The 15907-nt window shown below is 57.7% G+C and carries 16 protein-coding genes and 1 pseudogene; 7 read left to right on the top strand and 10 right to left on the bottom strand.

What is annotated here, in order from left to right:
* Positions 1–30: 30 nt before the first annotated feature.
* Together ACN0XM_RS04450 and ACN0XM_RS04445 are read right to left on the bottom strand one after the other, a co-directional pair.
* Positions 31–789, bottom strand: a complete 759-nt coding sequence (locus ACN0XM_RS04450; protein ID WP_417565713.1) for a TPM domain-containing protein — start codon at positions 787–789, stop codon at positions 31–33.
* Positions 789–1406, bottom strand: coding sequence for a LemA family protein (locus ACN0XM_RS04445; protein ID WP_417565712.1), 618 nt, complete (start codon positions 1404–1406; stop codon positions 789–791). The genes ACN0XM_RS04450 and ACN0XM_RS04445 overlap by 1 nt, the downstream gene beginning before the upstream one ends.
* Positions 1407–1735: 329 nt before the next feature.
* On the opposite strand from ACN0XM_RS04445, the gene ACN0XM_RS04440 reads away from it, so the two are divergent.
* The 3 genes from ACN0XM_RS04440 to ACN0XM_RS04430 all read left to right on the top strand — a co-directional run bounded on the left by ACN0XM_RS04440 (position 1736) and on the right by ACN0XM_RS04430 (position 5463).
* Positions 1736–2941, top strand: coding sequence for a CaiB/BaiF CoA transferase family protein (locus tag ACN0XM_RS04440; protein ID WP_417565711.1), 1206 nt, complete (start codon positions 1736–1738; stop codon positions 2939–2941).
* A 242-nt stretch (positions 2942–3183) separates the two neighbouring features.
* Positions 3184–3492, top strand: coding sequence for a hypothetical protein (locus ACN0XM_RS04435; protein WP_417565710.1), 309 nt, complete (start codon positions 3184–3186; stop codon positions 3490–3492).
* A 699-nt stretch (positions 3493–4191) separates the two neighbouring features.
* Positions 4192–5463, top strand: a complete 1272-nt coding sequence (locus ACN0XM_RS04430) for an MFS transporter (RefSeq protein WP_417565709.1) — start codon at positions 4192–4194, stop codon at positions 5461–5463.
* Positions 5464–5482: 19 nt separating this feature from the next.
* On the opposite strand, the gene ACN0XM_RS04425 is transcribed toward ACN0XM_RS04430, so the two are convergent.
* Positions 5483–7468, bottom strand: a complete 1986-nt coding sequence (locus ACN0XM_RS04425; protein WP_417565708.1) for a hypothetical protein — start codon at positions 7466–7468, stop codon at positions 5483–5485.
* Between the two features lie 49 nt (positions 7469–7517).
* Between ACN0XM_RS04425 and ACN0XM_RS04420 the strand changes: the two genes are divergently transcribed.
* Positions 7518–7754 carry a hypothetical protein gene (locus ACN0XM_RS04420; protein WP_417565707.1) on the top strand — a complete coding sequence of 79 codons (237 nt, stop codon included), beginning with the start codon at positions 7518–7520 and terminating at the stop codon, positions 7752–7754.
* Between the two features lie 75 nt (positions 7755–7829).
* Here the strand turns inward: ACN0XM_RS04420 and ACN0XM_RS04415 are convergent, their stop codons facing one another.
* Positions 7830–8867: a fatty acid desaturase family protein gene (locus ACN0XM_RS04415; RefSeq protein WP_417565706.1), complete on the bottom strand. Its 1038-nt coding sequence runs from the start codon at positions 8865–8867 to the stop codon at positions 7830–7832.
* A gap of 167 nt (positions 8868–9034) precedes the next feature.
* Between ACN0XM_RS04415 and ACN0XM_RS04410 the strand changes: the two genes are divergently transcribed.
* The gene (locus ACN0XM_RS04410; RefSeq protein ID WP_417565705.1) at positions 9035–9301 is read left to right on the top strand and encodes a DksA/TraR family C4-type zinc finger protein; all 267 of its coding nucleotides are present in this window, start codon (positions 9035–9037) and stop codon (positions 9299–9301) included.
* A 139-nt stretch (positions 9302–9440) separates the two neighbouring features.
* A complete protein-coding gene (locus tag ACN0XM_RS04405) occupies positions 9441–9818 on the top strand; it encodes a nuclear transport factor 2 family protein (protein ID WP_417565704.1) in 378 nt (125 codons plus the stop codon).
* Between the two features lie 137 nt (positions 9819–9955).
* Here ACN0XM_RS04405 and ACN0XM_RS04400 read toward each other — a convergent pair whose 3' ends face one another.
* The 4 genes and pseudogenes from ACN0XM_RS04400 to ACN0XM_RS04385 form a co-directional block, all read right to left on the bottom strand.
* On the bottom strand, positions 9956–10996 hold the full coding sequence (locus ACN0XM_RS04400) for a succinylglutamate desuccinylase (RefSeq protein ID WP_417565703.1): 1041 nt from the start codon (positions 10994–10996) through the stop codon (positions 9956–9958).
* Complete coding sequence (locus tag ACN0XM_RS04395) at positions 10993–12477, bottom strand: hypothetical protein (protein WP_417565702.1); 1485 nt, start codon at positions 12475–12477, stop codon at positions 10993–10995. Before ACN0XM_RS04395 ends, ACN0XM_RS04400 begins: the two co-directional genes overlap by 4 nt.
* 20 nt (positions 12478–12497) lie before the next feature.
* Positions 12498–12656 (bottom strand): annotated as a pseudogene (locus ACN0XM_RS04390) (AMP-binding enzyme); the annotation flags it as partial.
* 346 nt (positions 12657–13002) lie between these two features.
* Positions 13003–13956 (bottom strand): trypsin-like serine peptidase, encoded by a 954-nt coding sequence (locus ACN0XM_RS04385; RefSeq protein ID WP_417565701.1) that lies wholly within the window; start codon positions 13954–13956, stop codon positions 13003–13005.
* A gap of 326 nt (positions 13957–14282) precedes the next feature.
* Here ACN0XM_RS04385 and ACN0XM_RS04380 point away from each other — a divergent pair, with 326 nt between their 5' ends.
* Positions 14283–15191: a DUF2914 domain-containing protein gene (locus ACN0XM_RS04380; protein ID WP_417565700.1), complete on the top strand. Its 909-nt coding sequence runs from the start codon at positions 14283–14285 to the stop codon at positions 15189–15191.
* A gap of 99 nt (positions 15192–15290) precedes the next feature.
* Here the strand turns inward: ACN0XM_RS04380 and ACN0XM_RS04375 are convergent, their stop codons facing one another.
* Both ACN0XM_RS04375 and ACN0XM_RS04370 read right to left on the bottom strand, forming a co-directional pair.
* Entirely contained in the window at positions 15291–15530 is a 240-nt protein-coding gene (locus ACN0XM_RS04375; RefSeq protein ID WP_417565699.1) for a type II toxin-antitoxin system RelE/ParE family toxin, read from the bottom strand.
* Positions 15527–15751: an addiction module protein gene (locus tag ACN0XM_RS04370; protein ID WP_417565698.1), complete on the bottom strand. Its 225-nt coding sequence runs from the start codon at positions 15749–15751 to the stop codon at positions 15527–15529. The genes ACN0XM_RS04375 and ACN0XM_RS04370 overlap by 4 nt, the downstream gene beginning before the upstream one ends.
* Positions 15752–15907 lie beyond the last annotated feature (156 nt).

The following is a 15907-nucleotide window of genomic DNA, read 5'->3' as shown; positions in this document are numbered from 1 at the left end:
GGTTCAGCGTTCGCGAATACCAATGTGGAGCTACCAGCCACCAGAAGCACCGCCGCCGCCGAAGCCGCCTCCGCCGCCACCAAAACCGCCACCACCGAAGCCGCCGCCGCGGCCACCCATGGCGCCACCCAGCAGAGCCGCGCCTAATAGGGCAGCGCCCCCACGGCCGCCACGGCCACCGCGACTGCCGATAAAGAACACCACCGCCATCATGATGATGAAGAACAGCGCGACCATTCCGGCTTTGGGCTTTTCCTGCAGTGCAACGGGCTGTTGGCCTTGAGACGCTGCCAAGGGCTCGCCACCCAGAACCTGGATCATGGCGGCGGCGCCGTTAACGATACCGGCCTGAAAATCCCCCTGACGGAACGCCGGGGTAATTACGCGATTAATGATGACAGAAGATTCGGCGTCGGTTAGCCGGCCTTCCAGGCCATAGCCCACCTCAATGCGGATTTTGCGTTCCTCCTTAGCCACGATCAGCAGGGCGCCGTTATCCTCGCCCTTTTGACCGATACCCCAGTGCCGGCCCAACTGATAGCCAAAATCCTCAATGGGAAAACCCTGAAGGTCCGGTAAGGTAACCACCACAACCTGTTCCGTGCTGGCCTCCTCGTGGGCCTGAAGCATCTGGCTCAGGCGTGTTTCCACCTCAGGAGAGAGCATCTCCGCCCGGTCTACCACCCGGCCAGTCAGTTCGGGAAACTCCGGCGTGGACTGGGCCCACACGGTGGCTGGCAGCAACACCAGTAATACCATCAACCAATTCTTGTGGAACGGGACAGCCATCAGAATTCCACCGCGGGCGCTTCATCCGCGTTGTCCGTGGTGGCTTCAAAGTTGGCGCGGGGCTCCAGATCGCTGTACAGGATGCTGTGCCAGATCTTGCCCGGGAAGGTGCGCAGCTCGGTGTTGTAACGCTCCACCGCCTGGATGAAGTCCCGGCGCGCGACGGCGATACGGTTTTCCGTGCCTTCAAGTTGAGACTGCAACGCCAGGAAGTTCTGGTTCGATTTCAGATCCGGATACCGTTCCGACACCGCCATCAGTCGGCTCAGGGCACTGCTCAGCTCACCCTGGGCCTGTTGGAACTGTTTCAGCTTCTCGGGATTGTTGAGAATACTCTCGTCCACCTGAATCGAGGTGGCCTTGGAGCGCGCCTCGATGACCGCGGTTAGGGTTTCCTGCTCCTGGGCCGCGAAACCCTTGACGGTTTCCACCAGGTTGGGAATCAGGTCTGCACGGCGCTGGTACTGGTTTTCCACCTGGGACCAGGCGGCGGTGACTTTCTCATCGTAGGTGGGGATGTTATTGATGCCACAGCCACTGAGTAATAAAACCAGCGCCATCAGCGACGCCAGTTGCCAGGCAGACCGCTGTTGAAACGGTTTTTGAAGAGCTTCCATAGTGTTCTGTCCCGGTGGTGGTTGCATGAAAAAGGGGAGACGCCAGACCGGCAGGCGGCAACGTCAAACTACCCTTTATGTTGGGACAGAGCCACTGTTTTCAAGGTGTCGGGAGGATTGCCGCGTGGTAATACTGCACATGCGCTTTCATGAAAAGATTCTGGCGGCTGAAAGAACACGTTGCGCTTACGTTGGGCGCCGGATAATGACAAAACTGGCTCTTGTTCCCTACATGAGGCACATTCGGTGTGTACGTACACCGTGACAACCTGAAGTGAACCCGAACGCAGACTGACACACCGACACACTGACCACCACAGGAGCCCGCCATGAAGGCCCCTCTCGACGGTATCCGCATCATCGACCTTACCGCCATGATTTCCGGGCCCCTGGCCACCATGATGCTGGCAGACCAGGGCGCCGAAGTGATCAAGGTGGAGAATCCGGCCGGTGGCGATTTCACCCGCTTCGCTGCCAACCGGCAGGGCGGCGTGTCGGCGTCGTTTATCAACAACAACCGCAACAAAAAGTCCATTGCGCTGAACCTGAAAGAGCCTGCGGGGCGTGAGGCCTTGCTGAAGCTGGTTGCGACTGCCGATGTGTTTGTTCAAAACTTTCGGCCGGGCGTAATCGAAAGGATGGGTCTGGGTGAGGATGAATTGCGCAAAGTCGCGCCAAATCTGATCATGGTGTCGATCAGCGGTTTCGGCGACACCGGCCCCTATGCCCAGCGCCCGGTTTACGATCCGCTGATTCAGGGGCTCTCAGGCCTGGCGACGGTTCAGGCCGGGTCAGACGAGCGCCGGCCGCAACTGGTCAGAACCATTTTGCCCGACAAGCTGACCGGTGTGACGGCGGCACAGGCCATCACAGCGGCTCTGTTTGCCCGTGAGCGAAGCGGTGAAGGTCAGCATGTGCGGCTGTCCATGCTCGACACCATCATTGCGTTTCTGTGGAGTTCGGACATGGGCAGTCAGACCTTTGTGCAGGGCGATGTGGCGCAGCAGGAGGCGGCCAGTTTTCAGGACCTGATCTACCAGACCGCCAGTGGCCACATCACCATCGCGGTTCAGAACGACCGGGAGTGGCAGGCGCTGATCCGCGCCCTGAATCGTCCGGAATGGGCTGCAGACCCACGATTCCTTACCGCCGAGTTGCGCCAGGAAAACATCGACGCCAGGCTGGCGCTGATTCAGTCGGTCATCCAGACAGACTCCGCCGAACACTGGCTGGCAAGACTGGAGGAAGAGCAGGTGCCTTGCGCCCCGGTTCTCACCCGCACGGAGATGTTGGACCACCCTCAGGTTCAGGCCAACGAGCTGTTGAACAACTACCGGCACCCTAAGGGCGGGCTGGTTCGCCAGGCTCGGGGAGCCGCCCGGTTTTCGGCCTCGCCCCGGCAGCCGTGGCAAGGTGCGCCAGAGCTGGGACAGCACTCCCGTGGCTTGCTGCTGGAATGCGGTTATTCCGGTGACGATGTTCAGGCAATGATCGACGCTGGCACGATTGCAGCGCCCGACCAGAGGCCGGAGTGAAAGGTGCGGCTGGCTGTGGTCAGGGCGGTGCCATCTTTCCCCCAGCCGGCGGCGGACAATTTCCAGGAGTAGCCGCGGGTTCCGGTCGGTTTTTGGGGTACGTCTTTCATAAGAAATCTTCATGAGCGAATGCCAACAATAGCAGGAATTGCTTCCTTTTCCTGGCTTTGCAGTGGCTTGTGTTAGACCATGCTAGCCACATTTTCAGAACGAATCCTGTTCAATTCCGGGAGATACGATTAATGACCGTGAAAAGTCTGGTGCTTTTTCTGACAGCGGCGGCCCTGGCGGGCTGTCAGACCTCGTCCCACGTCTCATCGGCGGCGATGGACGGTGATGGCATTACCTGTAACGAGATCTATCAGGCGTTCTCAGCCTACCAGCAGGACCGACAGTCTGCTTCGGCCTGGGCTCAGCTGGGCGAGCTGATCAGCCCCACCGCTGGCAACTATGCCAATATGGGCGTGCAAGCGGCCGCCAGGTATTACGATCAGATCCAGGCAGCCACCAATATTTCCCTTGCGGTTCGCGGGTGTCAGCCAGTGCAGTGAGACCATCCGTATGCAAACCGACTGGATCAGTTTTGCATGCGGATGTCGTCCTTCCAGCGGAATCCCACTCCACCGGCAGATGAGCCTCGGCGGATGCCGACATGGTCTTTAGCTGATCCAGGGTGAGTTCATCGTCCGGCAGCCTTTCAATAACCGCGCCGGTCATTCCCAGGTGAAGCCAGACACTTTTGTGCCCGGAAATCGGATGGGTATGGACGACGGGATGGGTCACGCTTGACGCGGAATTGACAGAAACGAGGCCCTCCCGGAATTCCTGTTTCTCCTTTGGCAGAGCGTCGAAGGCCGCACCTTGATGGGCGAAATGGGTGCCGCCCCCGAGGATTCCGTGAGGGCTGTCGTTGGAACAACGAAAAATGTGCCTGTTTCGTCCGGGCGTGGCGGGGTGGACCCCATGGGTGGAATGGATTTCTCGGGCGCCCATCGGTTCCAGCTGCTTGACTTTTTAACCTTCCTTTTTGATCAATGCGGCGCACTTAGGGTCGACCGGAGGGATCGCCGATGCCAGTGTGCCGGGTTGCTCCGATATCTGTCCCATAGCCGTTACTCACAATGCTGTTCATTAAACAGACAGCCTAACCCGGCGCGTTTTTTGAACACAGACTTGGCTGATGGTTTCCATACCGGCTACGCTGAAACTTGCAGTGGATATACATGGCACGGGTGTCTGGCGGAGGTGGAATGAAGTTTCCCTCGAGTACGGCGTTTGCGCTTTTAGGGGCCGCACTGATTGCGATCAGTTACGGGCTCGCACGCTTTGCATTTGGCTTGTTTGTGCCCCCGATCCGCGCCGAGTTGGGTCTGACCCCGGACGTGATCGGTATCATTGGCGCGCTGCCGCTGATCAGTTTTGTCCTCGCCACCATGGTTGCGCCGCTATCCGCTGATCGTCTTGGTGCCCGCAACACGGCAATGGTGTCGGGTATTTTCGGAGTTGCCGGTCTGGCGCTGATCAGTCAGGCTGCTGGCGCGGTTTCCCTCGGTGTGGGCGTGGTTGCCTGCGGCATCTGCACGGGCCTGATGATGCCGGCGCTCACGGCGGCGATGCAGGCCTTGGTGAAACGTTCCCTGCACGGGCGGGTCAGCTCGGTGATGAATGCTGGCACCAGTATTGGCGTGGTGGTTGCTGTGCCGACGATTCTGTTCCTGGCCGGGGCCTGGCGCTATGCCTATGCGTCCTTTGCGGTTCTGGCCCTCCTCGGGGTGTTTGCCACCTGGTTCTTCATCCCTTCGGTGTCCCGTGTTACTCCTTCAAATGCCGCGTCCCCGCCTCCCATCAGTGCTCAGCAGTGGTGGCGTCTGTTAAGGCTTTCCCTGTTTGCCTTCATGATGGGTTTCGTCTCCGCCGCTTACTGGATCTTCGCGCCTGACCTGGTGGTCACCTTGGGTGCGATGCCGTCCGATGCCACCGGGTGGCTATGGCTGGCGGTTGGTATCGCAGGTCTCGGTGGCGCCGTGGTGGCGGACCTGGCCGATCGCAACAACCCACCGATCACCCAGGCGCTGATGCTGATGATGCTGGCGGCGAGTCTGGCATTGCTTGCTGCCAGCCCCGACAACCTGCTGATTGCGGCGTTTTCCGCGCTGGTTTTCGGGCTGGCTTATATGAGCCTGACAGGGCTCTATCTGATGACTGGTATCCGCCTGTTGCCGGGCCGGCTGTCCATGGGGCCGGTGCTGCCGTTCATGGCGGTCTCACTCGGCCAGGCGGCTGGATCGCCCATCGTTGGTATGCTGGTGAATGAAGTCGGTTACGCCGATGCGTTTGCCATGTTCTGCACGATAGGCATTGTCGTGGCCATGTTCTCGCCACTGTACCCGCGGTACCTTGAGTACGAGCCTGAAGAAGAGGGTGAAGAAGAGACCGGCCTGCAGGCGGCCTATGATTACCAGCTGCAGAACGAGGAGGGTGAGCCGCTAACGCCGGTAACCGGAAAAACAGAAAGCTATTAGGGCCGCATCGCTTACAGGATCATTCCGGCGATTCTTCCGAGGATGCCGCCCAACTGGTGTAGCCAAGCTCCATCACACGGGCGACTTCCTCATCCGGTATTGCCGACATGTCGCCCAGTTCCAGGGTGTCGTAATGGAATGCATACAGCCGGGAGGTGAATTCGGCAATGGGCAGGGAGGCCTCGCCGCGAAATTCGCCGTGGCCCCGGGTGGAGCAGGTGATTCCCTGGCCCCAGTCCTGGCCGCTGTCGTTGTTGGGGTTGAAGAAGTAAACCCGCATCTCACCGCGGGGGCTGAGTCCGACCCGCAGGATGTTGATGGCATGGCGGCCCACAAAACGTGCGGCACTGTCCGTTACGGCAATGCCGGCGGGCTGTGCGTGGATCACCGGCATGTGCCCGTTATAGAAGGGGTGATAGCTGGCGTAGAAATGCCGGATGAAACCCTCGTAGTCTCTTATCTCGCCGGTGTGGACATCGGCCACCACGCAGAACCCGTGGCTGACCCACCAGCCATAGAACTCCGGGTTAATCCAGCGGTGAGCATCATCATCCCGATTTTCACATCGGCGCCACATTTCCCCGTAGAGGCGGTCCAGGTGTGGAATCAGGACCAATGATACCGGGTCCACATCGACCGGCGTTTCCTTGACCAGCCCGGGCTCCAGATCTCGGGAAGAGACTTCCTGGCCTTCAAAGCGGCTCAGCACTTCGTTGTCCCGGGCCGCCCAGGCCAGTACCTGGAGCAGATAATCCGCCTCGTTGGATGCCCATACCGACAGGCCGATAGCAGACTGGCAAGTGGGGTTGTTGCCCTGGCCCACACCCAGCGGCTGGCCCAGAAGGTTGATGACACCAGCCAGCAGGAATACCCGGGGTGGTTGGGCGCTGCCAAAAGCCTCTTTTAGGGTGTGGGCAGTCTCTGCTGACAAGGGCAGCTTGATTTGCCGCCACAGGGCCTGAGCTACGGAGGGCGTAAACAGTGAGCCCCGCTCCAGCATCATGGTAAGGCCATAAACGGCCTGGCAGGTTTCCGGGTAGATAGCTTCGTCAATCAGGGCATGAACCAGTTCGGTGTAGCAATAAAGGTCGTCCAGGCCGGTCATGGTCAGCCCCAGCGTGTTAGGTATCAGATCGTCCTGATCACTGTTGCGCAGGAACCTCAGCATCACCGCGTGATAAGGGGAGGCAAGGCCGGTGTCGTGCATGCTGCGGGCAAAGTAGGTGGCTTCGGAAGCCAGGGTTACGTCGTCCATCTCCGCCAGTCGTTTCTCATAGACTTGAAGGCCCGGGTCTTCGATGCTGCCCGGTGTGGGCGCAAACAGGGCGTTGACCAGGCGGGTGGCGTTGGCGTTGCCGTTGGTTTCTATCTTCGGGTCATAAAGGCACTTGGCGATCTGGCCAATCATCTCGCAGATGCTGTCGACCTGCACCGGTCCCTGTTCCAGAAGGCGCCAGACCTCCGCCACCAGGCTGTCCAGCAGGCTGTCATAGCCGAGCTGGGAAATCAGATACCGGTAGAGTTCCTGGACAATCATGCCGAGCTGTTTCGGGCGCTCCCGGTCGGCTTCTGTGAGTTGGCCAGACAACAGGTCCAGGTTCAGGGCCATAACCTGGGTCAGGAAATAGCGTGCCTGTTCTGCAGAAATGCCGGGGTGGAAGTAGTCCCCCCGGGAGACGGCAAGCATTCGTAGCTCGCTGATTGCCTCAACGATGGTGGTAACAGCGCCGGCCTCACGCAGGGAGTGCTTTGCCAGTGCCGGCTGCAGGATGGCGGGCTGAGCCCAGTCGCTGGTGCCGAAGATGCCCGCAGATTCCAGCGAGCGGACCCGCCGGTACAGGGCATCAAAGCCCCCCGGGAGCGTCATCAGCATCCGGCTACGCTCAAGCAGTCCAAGGCTGGATGCCCTGGGGTCGGTGCGGCGGGCGCGGGCAAAATTTCCCAGCGCTACATCAAACTGCATCAATGCCGACCCGAGCGCAGGGTCGGCGGTTTGGTGCGCCATAGTTTCGGCTCCCTCGATTTCCTGGTTTCGAAGTGGCTTAGGTCAGACCATGCTCGCCGCCATATCGCGCCAGGTGTTAACTGCCCTCACGGAAGCGCCGGATAAAGGCCTCGGACTCCACCCGGTCCACCAGGATGTCGCGCTTTTCATACCCGAGTTTTCCATGGTCTTGAATTACATGGAGGAACACCCACCCTGCAGTGCGACACCGGGCAGCAACAGCCACAGCGGCCGTGCACCGGGTGGCGTTATCGAACTGACAGTGACGGGATTGGGCATAGAGTAGTCTCCGGCTGGGAAGTGGGTGCGGGTCCCGGTCCCGAAAGTGAAGCATGGCGACGGGGCGCTGACAAGTGCTGAATCAAGCGCTTGCCTCCCGATAGGACACCATACGCTGCTTCTTTTCATCCCAAAGCGCATACCGGAAGCAGTCGGCAATGTCGCCGGGTGCGAGGGTGGTTGTTAGCGGTGATTGCAGCTCAGGAATCGCGGCCATCACTTCGGGAAGGCGGTAAAACGGAATGCGAACGTTGAGATGGTGAATATGGTGGTAGCCAATATTCCCGGTAAACCACTGCATGACCCGATTCATCCGCATGTAACTTGAAGACTCCATGGCTCCCCGGTAATAAGTCCAGGCTTCGGGCGAGGCAATCAGCATGCGTCGGAAACTGTGCTGGGCAAAAAACAGGTAGCACCCCATCGCAGAGGCAAGGGTCATGGGCAGCAGGATGACGAAGAAAACCAGGCTGAACCCGCCCAGCACCCACACCACGGCGATCAACGCGAAATGACTGACCAGTGCTGTCAGGGAGTCAAGGTGTTTGCGAGGGTCCTTCAATAAGGGTATGAGTGTAATGTTTAAACCAAAAACAATCGGATAACTCAACAGCACCACCAATGGGTTCCGCTGGGCGCGATAGGTGAAGCGCTGCCACCGAGTTGAGTCCCGCCACATACGGGCGGTTATAAGTGGAAAGGCGCCGACACTGGCCTCCGAAATCTGGCCGACATGGCCATGGTGATAATTGTGACTGGCACTCCAGGAGCGTGTTGGTGTCAGCATCAGAGCCCCGAAGGCATGGAAGAGCCAGTAGGCAACCCGGGAATCTTTGAGAATCGCTCCGTGCAGATAATCGTGAAAGGTGATGAAGGCTCGCACCATCAGCAGGGCGGCCAGTACCGAAAATACCACTCTGATGGGCCACCACTGCATCACCCCGGCGGCGGTCAGCGCAGCAATCACCAACACAAAGGTAGAGCCGACGTGCCACCAGCTTGTTGCAGAAGATTGTTCAACGTAGGGCCTCGTGGCCTCCAGAAGCTCCCGGCCTACCCGGATACCCTCACTGTGTTCCGGCAAGTTGTCGTCCGGTATCTGGACATCACCCTGATCCATGATCCGTCCCTCCCTGTCTGTAAAATTAGCTCGTATGGGAGGTAATTTACAATGGTCACGAGGTGAGCTCTACCCGTCTGGATTCTCCTGCGGGGCTTGGCTACGCTTAAACTTGGTGCCAAGCTGATCTTCGGACTACATCAATCATTCAGAGATTGGAGGATGCCATGGCAGGAGGTTGGTCACGGGACGGCGCTGTTCAGGATCAAATTGACGCCAGCGTTGAAGATGGCGTGCAACGCGCACGGAGCCAATTGGTTAAAGGCGAGAGCGCTGTCCGTTGCGACGAGTGTGACTGTGTTATTCCGGAAGCGCGCCGCAAAGCGATTCCCGGCGTTCGACTTTGCATTGCGTGTCAGTCAGCCCTCGAAAAGCAGGAAACCTATGCCAGCGGCATTAATCGCCGTGCCAGCAAGGACAGTCAACTCAGGTAATCCGCAGCCCTTTGTCCACGAACTCATTTGTCATCACCTGCTTTTTGATATACAGGTGACACAGGTGTGCAACGTTTTTATGGCATCTACCTGAATCCAGGCACCGGGATTGTTCCCCTCCTAGAATTGGAGTCTATTCATGCAGCCGAAAGATATCGTGGCGCAGTTCATTGCTGATATCCATGCCCAGCGTTTTGACGAGGCAAAGAACCTGCTGGTTGACGAGGGGTTTGAGTATGTGGGGCCGAACATGCGTTTCCTTCGTCCAGACGACATGCTGTCCTATCAATTCGGTATGGCGGCCATTCAGAAAGATCTGATCGTTCGTCAGCTTAGTGCTGACGGCGAGCACGTGTTCGCGATTCTGGACTACCGGACCAACTTTGAACCGATCGGGGACGTGCGGCTTGCCGTCTGGTTTCGTGTGCGGAACGACAAAATACAGACGGTGGAAGCCTTCTATAATGCGGCAGTGGTCGAGAACATGCTGGGAGGCAACCTGCCTTCAGCCGGCTGAAGGCCATATTCACGCGCGACTTGGGCAATCCGTACCCGAAAAATGGGATAGCAACAATTTTTATCGCGAAAAGGATTCATCAACTTGTGGTTTGGCATTTCTCCACGGAGTGTCCTGGAAAATCATTCAGTTGGGTTTTAGAAAATGGGTTCGCCTGTTGCCTTGACCGCATAGAACAGGCAATCACTCTTCGCAATAACCGGGTTGGTGGTAATCATAAAGGCTCTGATGGCCTGGGCGGGGTAGATCTGCCCGTCCTTGACTCGAAAAACCCGCTCCATGTTCTCGGTCCGGTTGTGGCCGATCGCTGTGAGTACGCTAAGGCCTTTTTTCCCAATCCATCCTAGAGGTTCATCCGGGGAAACAATTCCAAAGTTGCGGTGTTCGATGTCTGGCGGAAACGTGAGGTCAGCCTGGCCGGTGGGCTCATGGCGGTATTCTATGGTCGCTTCAGGAGCCAGCTCCACCCGAATCGGATTTCGCAGTACGGCGACGTCCCACTCCGCTTTGTCCAGTGACAACACGTCTGGTCTCGATGTATACCGAACGAGTCCCTCGTACGCCAGTTGATGAGCCTGATCATCCTCGGCCCCACCACATTCGATGGTCACCGTGGGTACCTCCTGTTCAGAATATTCCATCAACGCGCCCAGACGAAGGTCCGTCATGATGAGGCGGTCGGTGTAGAGCGAGGTCAGCGCCTGATGGGCGGCGTCATTGGTGATGGTCACAGCGAAGGCCGGACCTGTGCCCGACGTGTTGTGGACGTCCAGCAAGCATTCGGGGTTCTCATCGCGAAGCTCTGCCAGCATGGCCGCGGCAATCGCACCTTCTTCCCCCGCAAAGGGTTCTTTGAAACACCGGTTGAGGTCACGTCCTTCGGGCAGCTGGCGAAGTGAAAACGTGGGTGGAATCTTTGCGGGATAGACGCCTCCGAGGAGAAACAGCATGTTGACCTCGGGCGTGTGCTGCTCAAGTAGCCACCGGTGAAGCGCAAACAGACCCGAAGGTTCATTACCGTGAAGAAGCGTTGCCATGGCTCGGGTACGGGAGCGGTCACGACCGGCAACACGAACAACGGTGGGCTTGTGCAGTCGGTCCAGCCACTCAAGGGGTGAGCGGCCCAGCGTCCGGGGGGACGGGTTATTCAGATAATCAAGAGCGTTCGAGTTGCTCACGGGGATAGCGTCCATTCATGGAGCGGCAGGTTTTTCTTCTGGTTGGCCATGTAAAGGGACAGCATACTCCGGAACGCCTCATCGGGACTCCGGGACCTGAAAAAAGACTCGGTGCTGTGGCGCTGCCACCGGGCACCAGACATGTTGGATTCAATGCGGCCTTCGATGATTCCCAGCAGACGGTGAATTTCGGTCTCGTCCACGGCTGTTCGTTTCAATGCTTCCCGGGCGCGCGGCAGCAGCTCACGGGCCACGGTCAACAGGGGTGTATCCTGCAACTGAACCTGATCCTTGTGCGGCCAGATGATGTCTGCGCCGATGCCATATTTGGCGGCGCGGTAGAAATTGTGTTCAGTGTAATGGAAGGGGAGTATCGACGTCAGATGAGGGATGTCTTCCAGCACTGCCAAGGCAGCCCCGATCACGAACAGTCCGTTCGCACACATATCAACGGCAGTCGGGCCTGCAGGCATAGAACGAATCTCGATGCGCAGATGACCACCATCTGCGTGATCAAAGATGGCCCGGTTCCAGGGCCATGTGGTGCCCTGGTGCAGGCGCAGCTCGGCCAGTTTTGGCACCTCTCCACGATCAATGACACCCATCGGATCCTCATCCGACATCAGTGGAATGATCGGAGGATACAGCGATGCGGAGGCCGCAAACAGTTCCCAGGCACTGCGTGCCCAGCCGTTTCCGTAATAGACCCTTGGCGGGTGGCGCCAGGTTTTATGATTGGGGGATCGGCTGTCGATGGATTGCTTGAACAGGGCAATGCGGGTTTCGTCCCAGAGGTGGTGGCCAAACAGGCTGGGCGAATTGCTGGCCAGAGCCAGGACGATAGGCGTGACCAGTTGGACCGCATTGAAATAATCGGCGAAACGGTGGGCAGGAACACGCCAGTGCAGCTGGAACGAGGTGTTGGCCCCTTCCATGGTGACGTCGTCGGCCTCCAGATCTATGACATCGTGGCCGCCGATATGGATGCTGAATGGCTCGCCTCGCTGCTTGAGCAGCGCTTTGGACAGAGCATGGTAGCGGGGTTCGTCGGTCATCACCTTCGCATCGATATCGGACTGGCGAAGGGTGGGCAGAATGCCAATCGGTACCAGTTCCCCGCCTAGAGGCGCGGCGTGCTGGTTGATTCGTCCGATGGCAGCGAGCAGCTCTTGCTCTGTTCTGGCAAAAGGATCGCCCCTGAAGGCCTGGGGACTGAGGTTGTATTCGAGATTGAAGCGGTTGAGCTCAACCGTCAGTTGGGGGTCCTGAACGCTGGCGGCGATTTCTGTGTTGATGGGTTGAACTCGCAGGTCCGGGTTTACGATGTAGAACTCGACTTCGGCGCCAATAGAACTCTCCCCCTCACCAAAGCCGGGCCGGTTCAGAAGACGAGTGAGTGCTGTAAGGTCCATCCGGACCTTGGCAGCAAACCGTTCAAACTCTTCCGCCGAAAATTCGGTTTTCTTGATCGACAGTCCCATGGTAGCGTCGCCTCTAACGCTTACTTCTTCAACCCCATTTCCTCGATAGAAATCTCCCGCATCTTGAACTTCCGGATTTTCCCGGTCACGGTCATCGGGAACTCATCCACGAACTTGTAGTTCTTCGGGATCTTGAAGTGGGCGATCTTGCCCTTGCAAAAAGCCTGCAGGTCTTCTGCGGTTACCTGCACTTCTTCGATGTCTGTCTCGTGCGTCTTCCACCCGGTCTACCAGAATGTCGCGCTTTTCATACCCGAATTTTTACATGGTTTTGTAGTACACCGTGGAACACCCGCCCAGGAAGGAGCACGACACTGAGCAGCAACAGCCAAAGCCGACGGGCAACGGTCGGCGTTAACGAACTGACAGTGACCGGATTGGACATACAGTAGTCTCCAATTGGGATGTGGGTACGGGTTCCGGAAGTGAAGCATGGCGATGGGAGGGTGACAAGCGCTGGTTCAGTTGCCGCCCCATTACCGCGATAATCTTCTGGGTCCCGTTACTCAGATCCGGTCGGGCCCTTTACGAATCCTGATCCCGTGCATGGCGCACAAGTTTGGTTAACCAGGAACCACCAGCGCACCAGTTTTCGTCGGTATCTTCAGCCGATACCACCGCCACAACATAGGGGCCATCGCTCCAGAAAGCGAACATGGGGCCTCCGGAGTTTCCGGGTGTCAGGTCCGCATGGGTTTCCATGGAACGAGCGGGGCCGAGATCATACCATGGCTCATTCAGCGTCTTATCGCGCTGAAAGGTCGGGCGCAAGGCGCTGCCAATACTTCCGGGATAGCCGATATTGAACCAGTATGGTTCGTCATCCCACGAACTGTTATACGTCCGCGTGCCCATCCATCCGAACAGATCGCCAATACGATCAGCGGTGACCAGAACCGCATAGTCCTCGTCGAGCTCAAACCAGCCAACGCTGCCGGTCACCTTTGTATAAAACCAGACTCTGGTGATGGCGGTGACGGCACGGACTGAACCGCCGGATCGATGAACCTCGACGGTGCCCGCGCCATTTGAGCTCCAGTCAACGACATGACTTGCCGTCAGCACATGCCTGGGGCCAACAATGACACCCGATCCGCTGCCGGACGACGTCAGGACCTTGCAAATGGTTCCCCATGGATAGCTGATGTCGTTGTAAATTCTGCGATCCTCCGGATTAAAAACAGTCAGAGGCCGGAGGTCTTTTCCATTCAGAAGAACACGAGGCGGTTTTAGCGGCTTCTCCCTGCAGGGTAGGGCGCTTACCCCAAACCACTTGGGAATCATTGGCGCGGTAGGCTTTACGTCAGACTGCGAATCCCGTTCGGCATCAATCCCTTTATACTTGTAGGGCTTGGGTTCCGGCAGCAACATGGACTGCAGATCTTTTGGTATTTTACCTTTCGGACTTTTGTCGAAACGTTCGGCAACCTCGGAGGCAGAGAGAGGGGATTCTTCGTTCGCCTTATCTTTGCTGGCCATTTTAAAGTTCCTTTTTGAACGCTAAACCATGGCTTCCAGCGCCGGACGAGACCGGCGCTGAACCTGCCCCGGTTTTGTGTGCATCCAGCAAAATCGTCTTGTGCACCACCGGGGACAAGACTCTCCAGCGAACATCAGAGTCATTAGTTAGTCTAGTTCTTGCTGCGGAGTGGTCAAAGTTTGACCAGTTCGACGTGGCCGTTGTCGCCGATAATTATGGTTCCGTCACCTCGTGCTTGTATCAGTTTGCTATAGTGTGTTTTCGAGGATTTTGTCTCGCGAACCGGCAAGCTCCCCCTATTGCCCGCTTCAAGGAAGAATGACTGGTGAAAACAGCAAGACCGCAAGATCAACGTTTTTCAGGTAGGTCCTCCCGCCTGCGTGAGCCCGAAGAGCCCGAAGAGGTTGTTGTGTATCTTTGGGGGCGCATCTTTGCTGCTCTTTTCGTATTAATTCTGGTGGTGGGGGGCATAATCTGGGGCGCTTTAGAGATCTTTGGCACCGGCGAGCAAGGCGAGCAAAAGGAAGCGCTGGTAGAGAATCAGGCAGTGGAGGCGCCTCCTCTCCCGTCGGTATTTGTCGACGAGTCCTCGTCCGCCGAGCCTGCCTCTATCCAGTTGCCGAAGACCGCATCACGAGAACAATCGGAATCTGACGCAAACGCGGGCATGCCGGACCAGACAAATTCAGTTCAAACTGAAGTGGCCGAGACGCCTGTCGCCGTGCCCGAAACTGCATCGGGAGCAGCGTCGACTGATTCCGGTGCAGAGACGGCTCCCCCTCAGTTGGCCAGTCAGGTGAGCGAACCGGAGTCATCGGTAGAGCCCGCCTCCCTGCCGGCGCCGGCGGCAGGAGAATCGGAACCGTCCCGGGAAGATGCTGCCTCCATCGAGCTACTTTCTGATCACATAATCCGGGCGCAACTGACTACCGGCCTGGAGGAAAAAGAGCCAATTGACGAAATCCCGAACGTTTTGACGATGGACAGTGACGGACTGATTCGAATTTACCTGTTTACCGAAATCCAGGGCATGGAAGGTCAGCTGCACTTCCACGACTGGTACCTGGAGGATGAACGGGTTGCGCGAGTGGAAATCAGGCCGTCGGTTGACCCCATGCGCGCATCCTCAGCCAAGTATATCGACCGACACATGGTGGGAGACTGGCGAGTTGAGGTGGTCACAGAGGAAGGCGAGCTTTTGGCCAAAGGGGAGTTTTCGGTTCTGCCTCTCTAACCGAAGTTGGCAGCATCTAACTTGGGCCGGATCTCGACTGGCGGCCTCCGGTCTTCAAGAAATTCAGAAGCGGCCCACTCAATTTTCTTTGCTTCGAACTCACTGAATGCCATCAGGCCTTTCTCGGTAAACGATAGACAGGGGAAATCTGTGAAGGGGCGCTCTGCGAATATCTGGCTGCAACTCAACTTGCCAAGCCTTTGGTGACTCGGCAACTAAATTGGCCAGGGCCTCAAACTCCTCTATGAAGGCACCACCCAATCCCGGAACTTTTGATTCGTAATAACCAACTGATTCCAGGAATTCGGCTTCCGCTGCCGGGTGAAACGAATAATTCATTTAATCAGTGCTCTAGCCTTCCTCATGACATCTTCACCGGGCACGGCCTGAACTGAGCCATTGTCGAGCTCTTCGCCTCTACGTCGGGCCTCGAGCAACCAATCGGATTTGAGCTCCTCTTCTGACGGAGACTCCAGACTCAAAACTAGCCGCTGGATCAATTGGGCTCGCTCCTCTCTGGGGAGGTGGAGCGCTTCGTCTTCAATTTTCTGGAGATTCATGGAAAAAAACCTCTCGTTCACGTATCGCTCGATTTTGACACGGATGGGTATCAGGTGCCACGCCAGCTACTTAGGTGGATTCGCTGGCGGAAGTGCTCCGACCTGCTCCTGCAGATCGATGAGCGGCTGCGCCGTTGGATCAAGCCTGCGTTGTAG

Source organism: Marinobacter sp. (assembly GCF_048269445.1).
GTDB lineage: Bacteria > Pseudomonadota > Gammaproteobacteria > Pseudomonadales > Oleiphilaceae > Marinobacter.
This window is presented reverse-complemented; position numbering and strand designations above follow the sequence as displayed.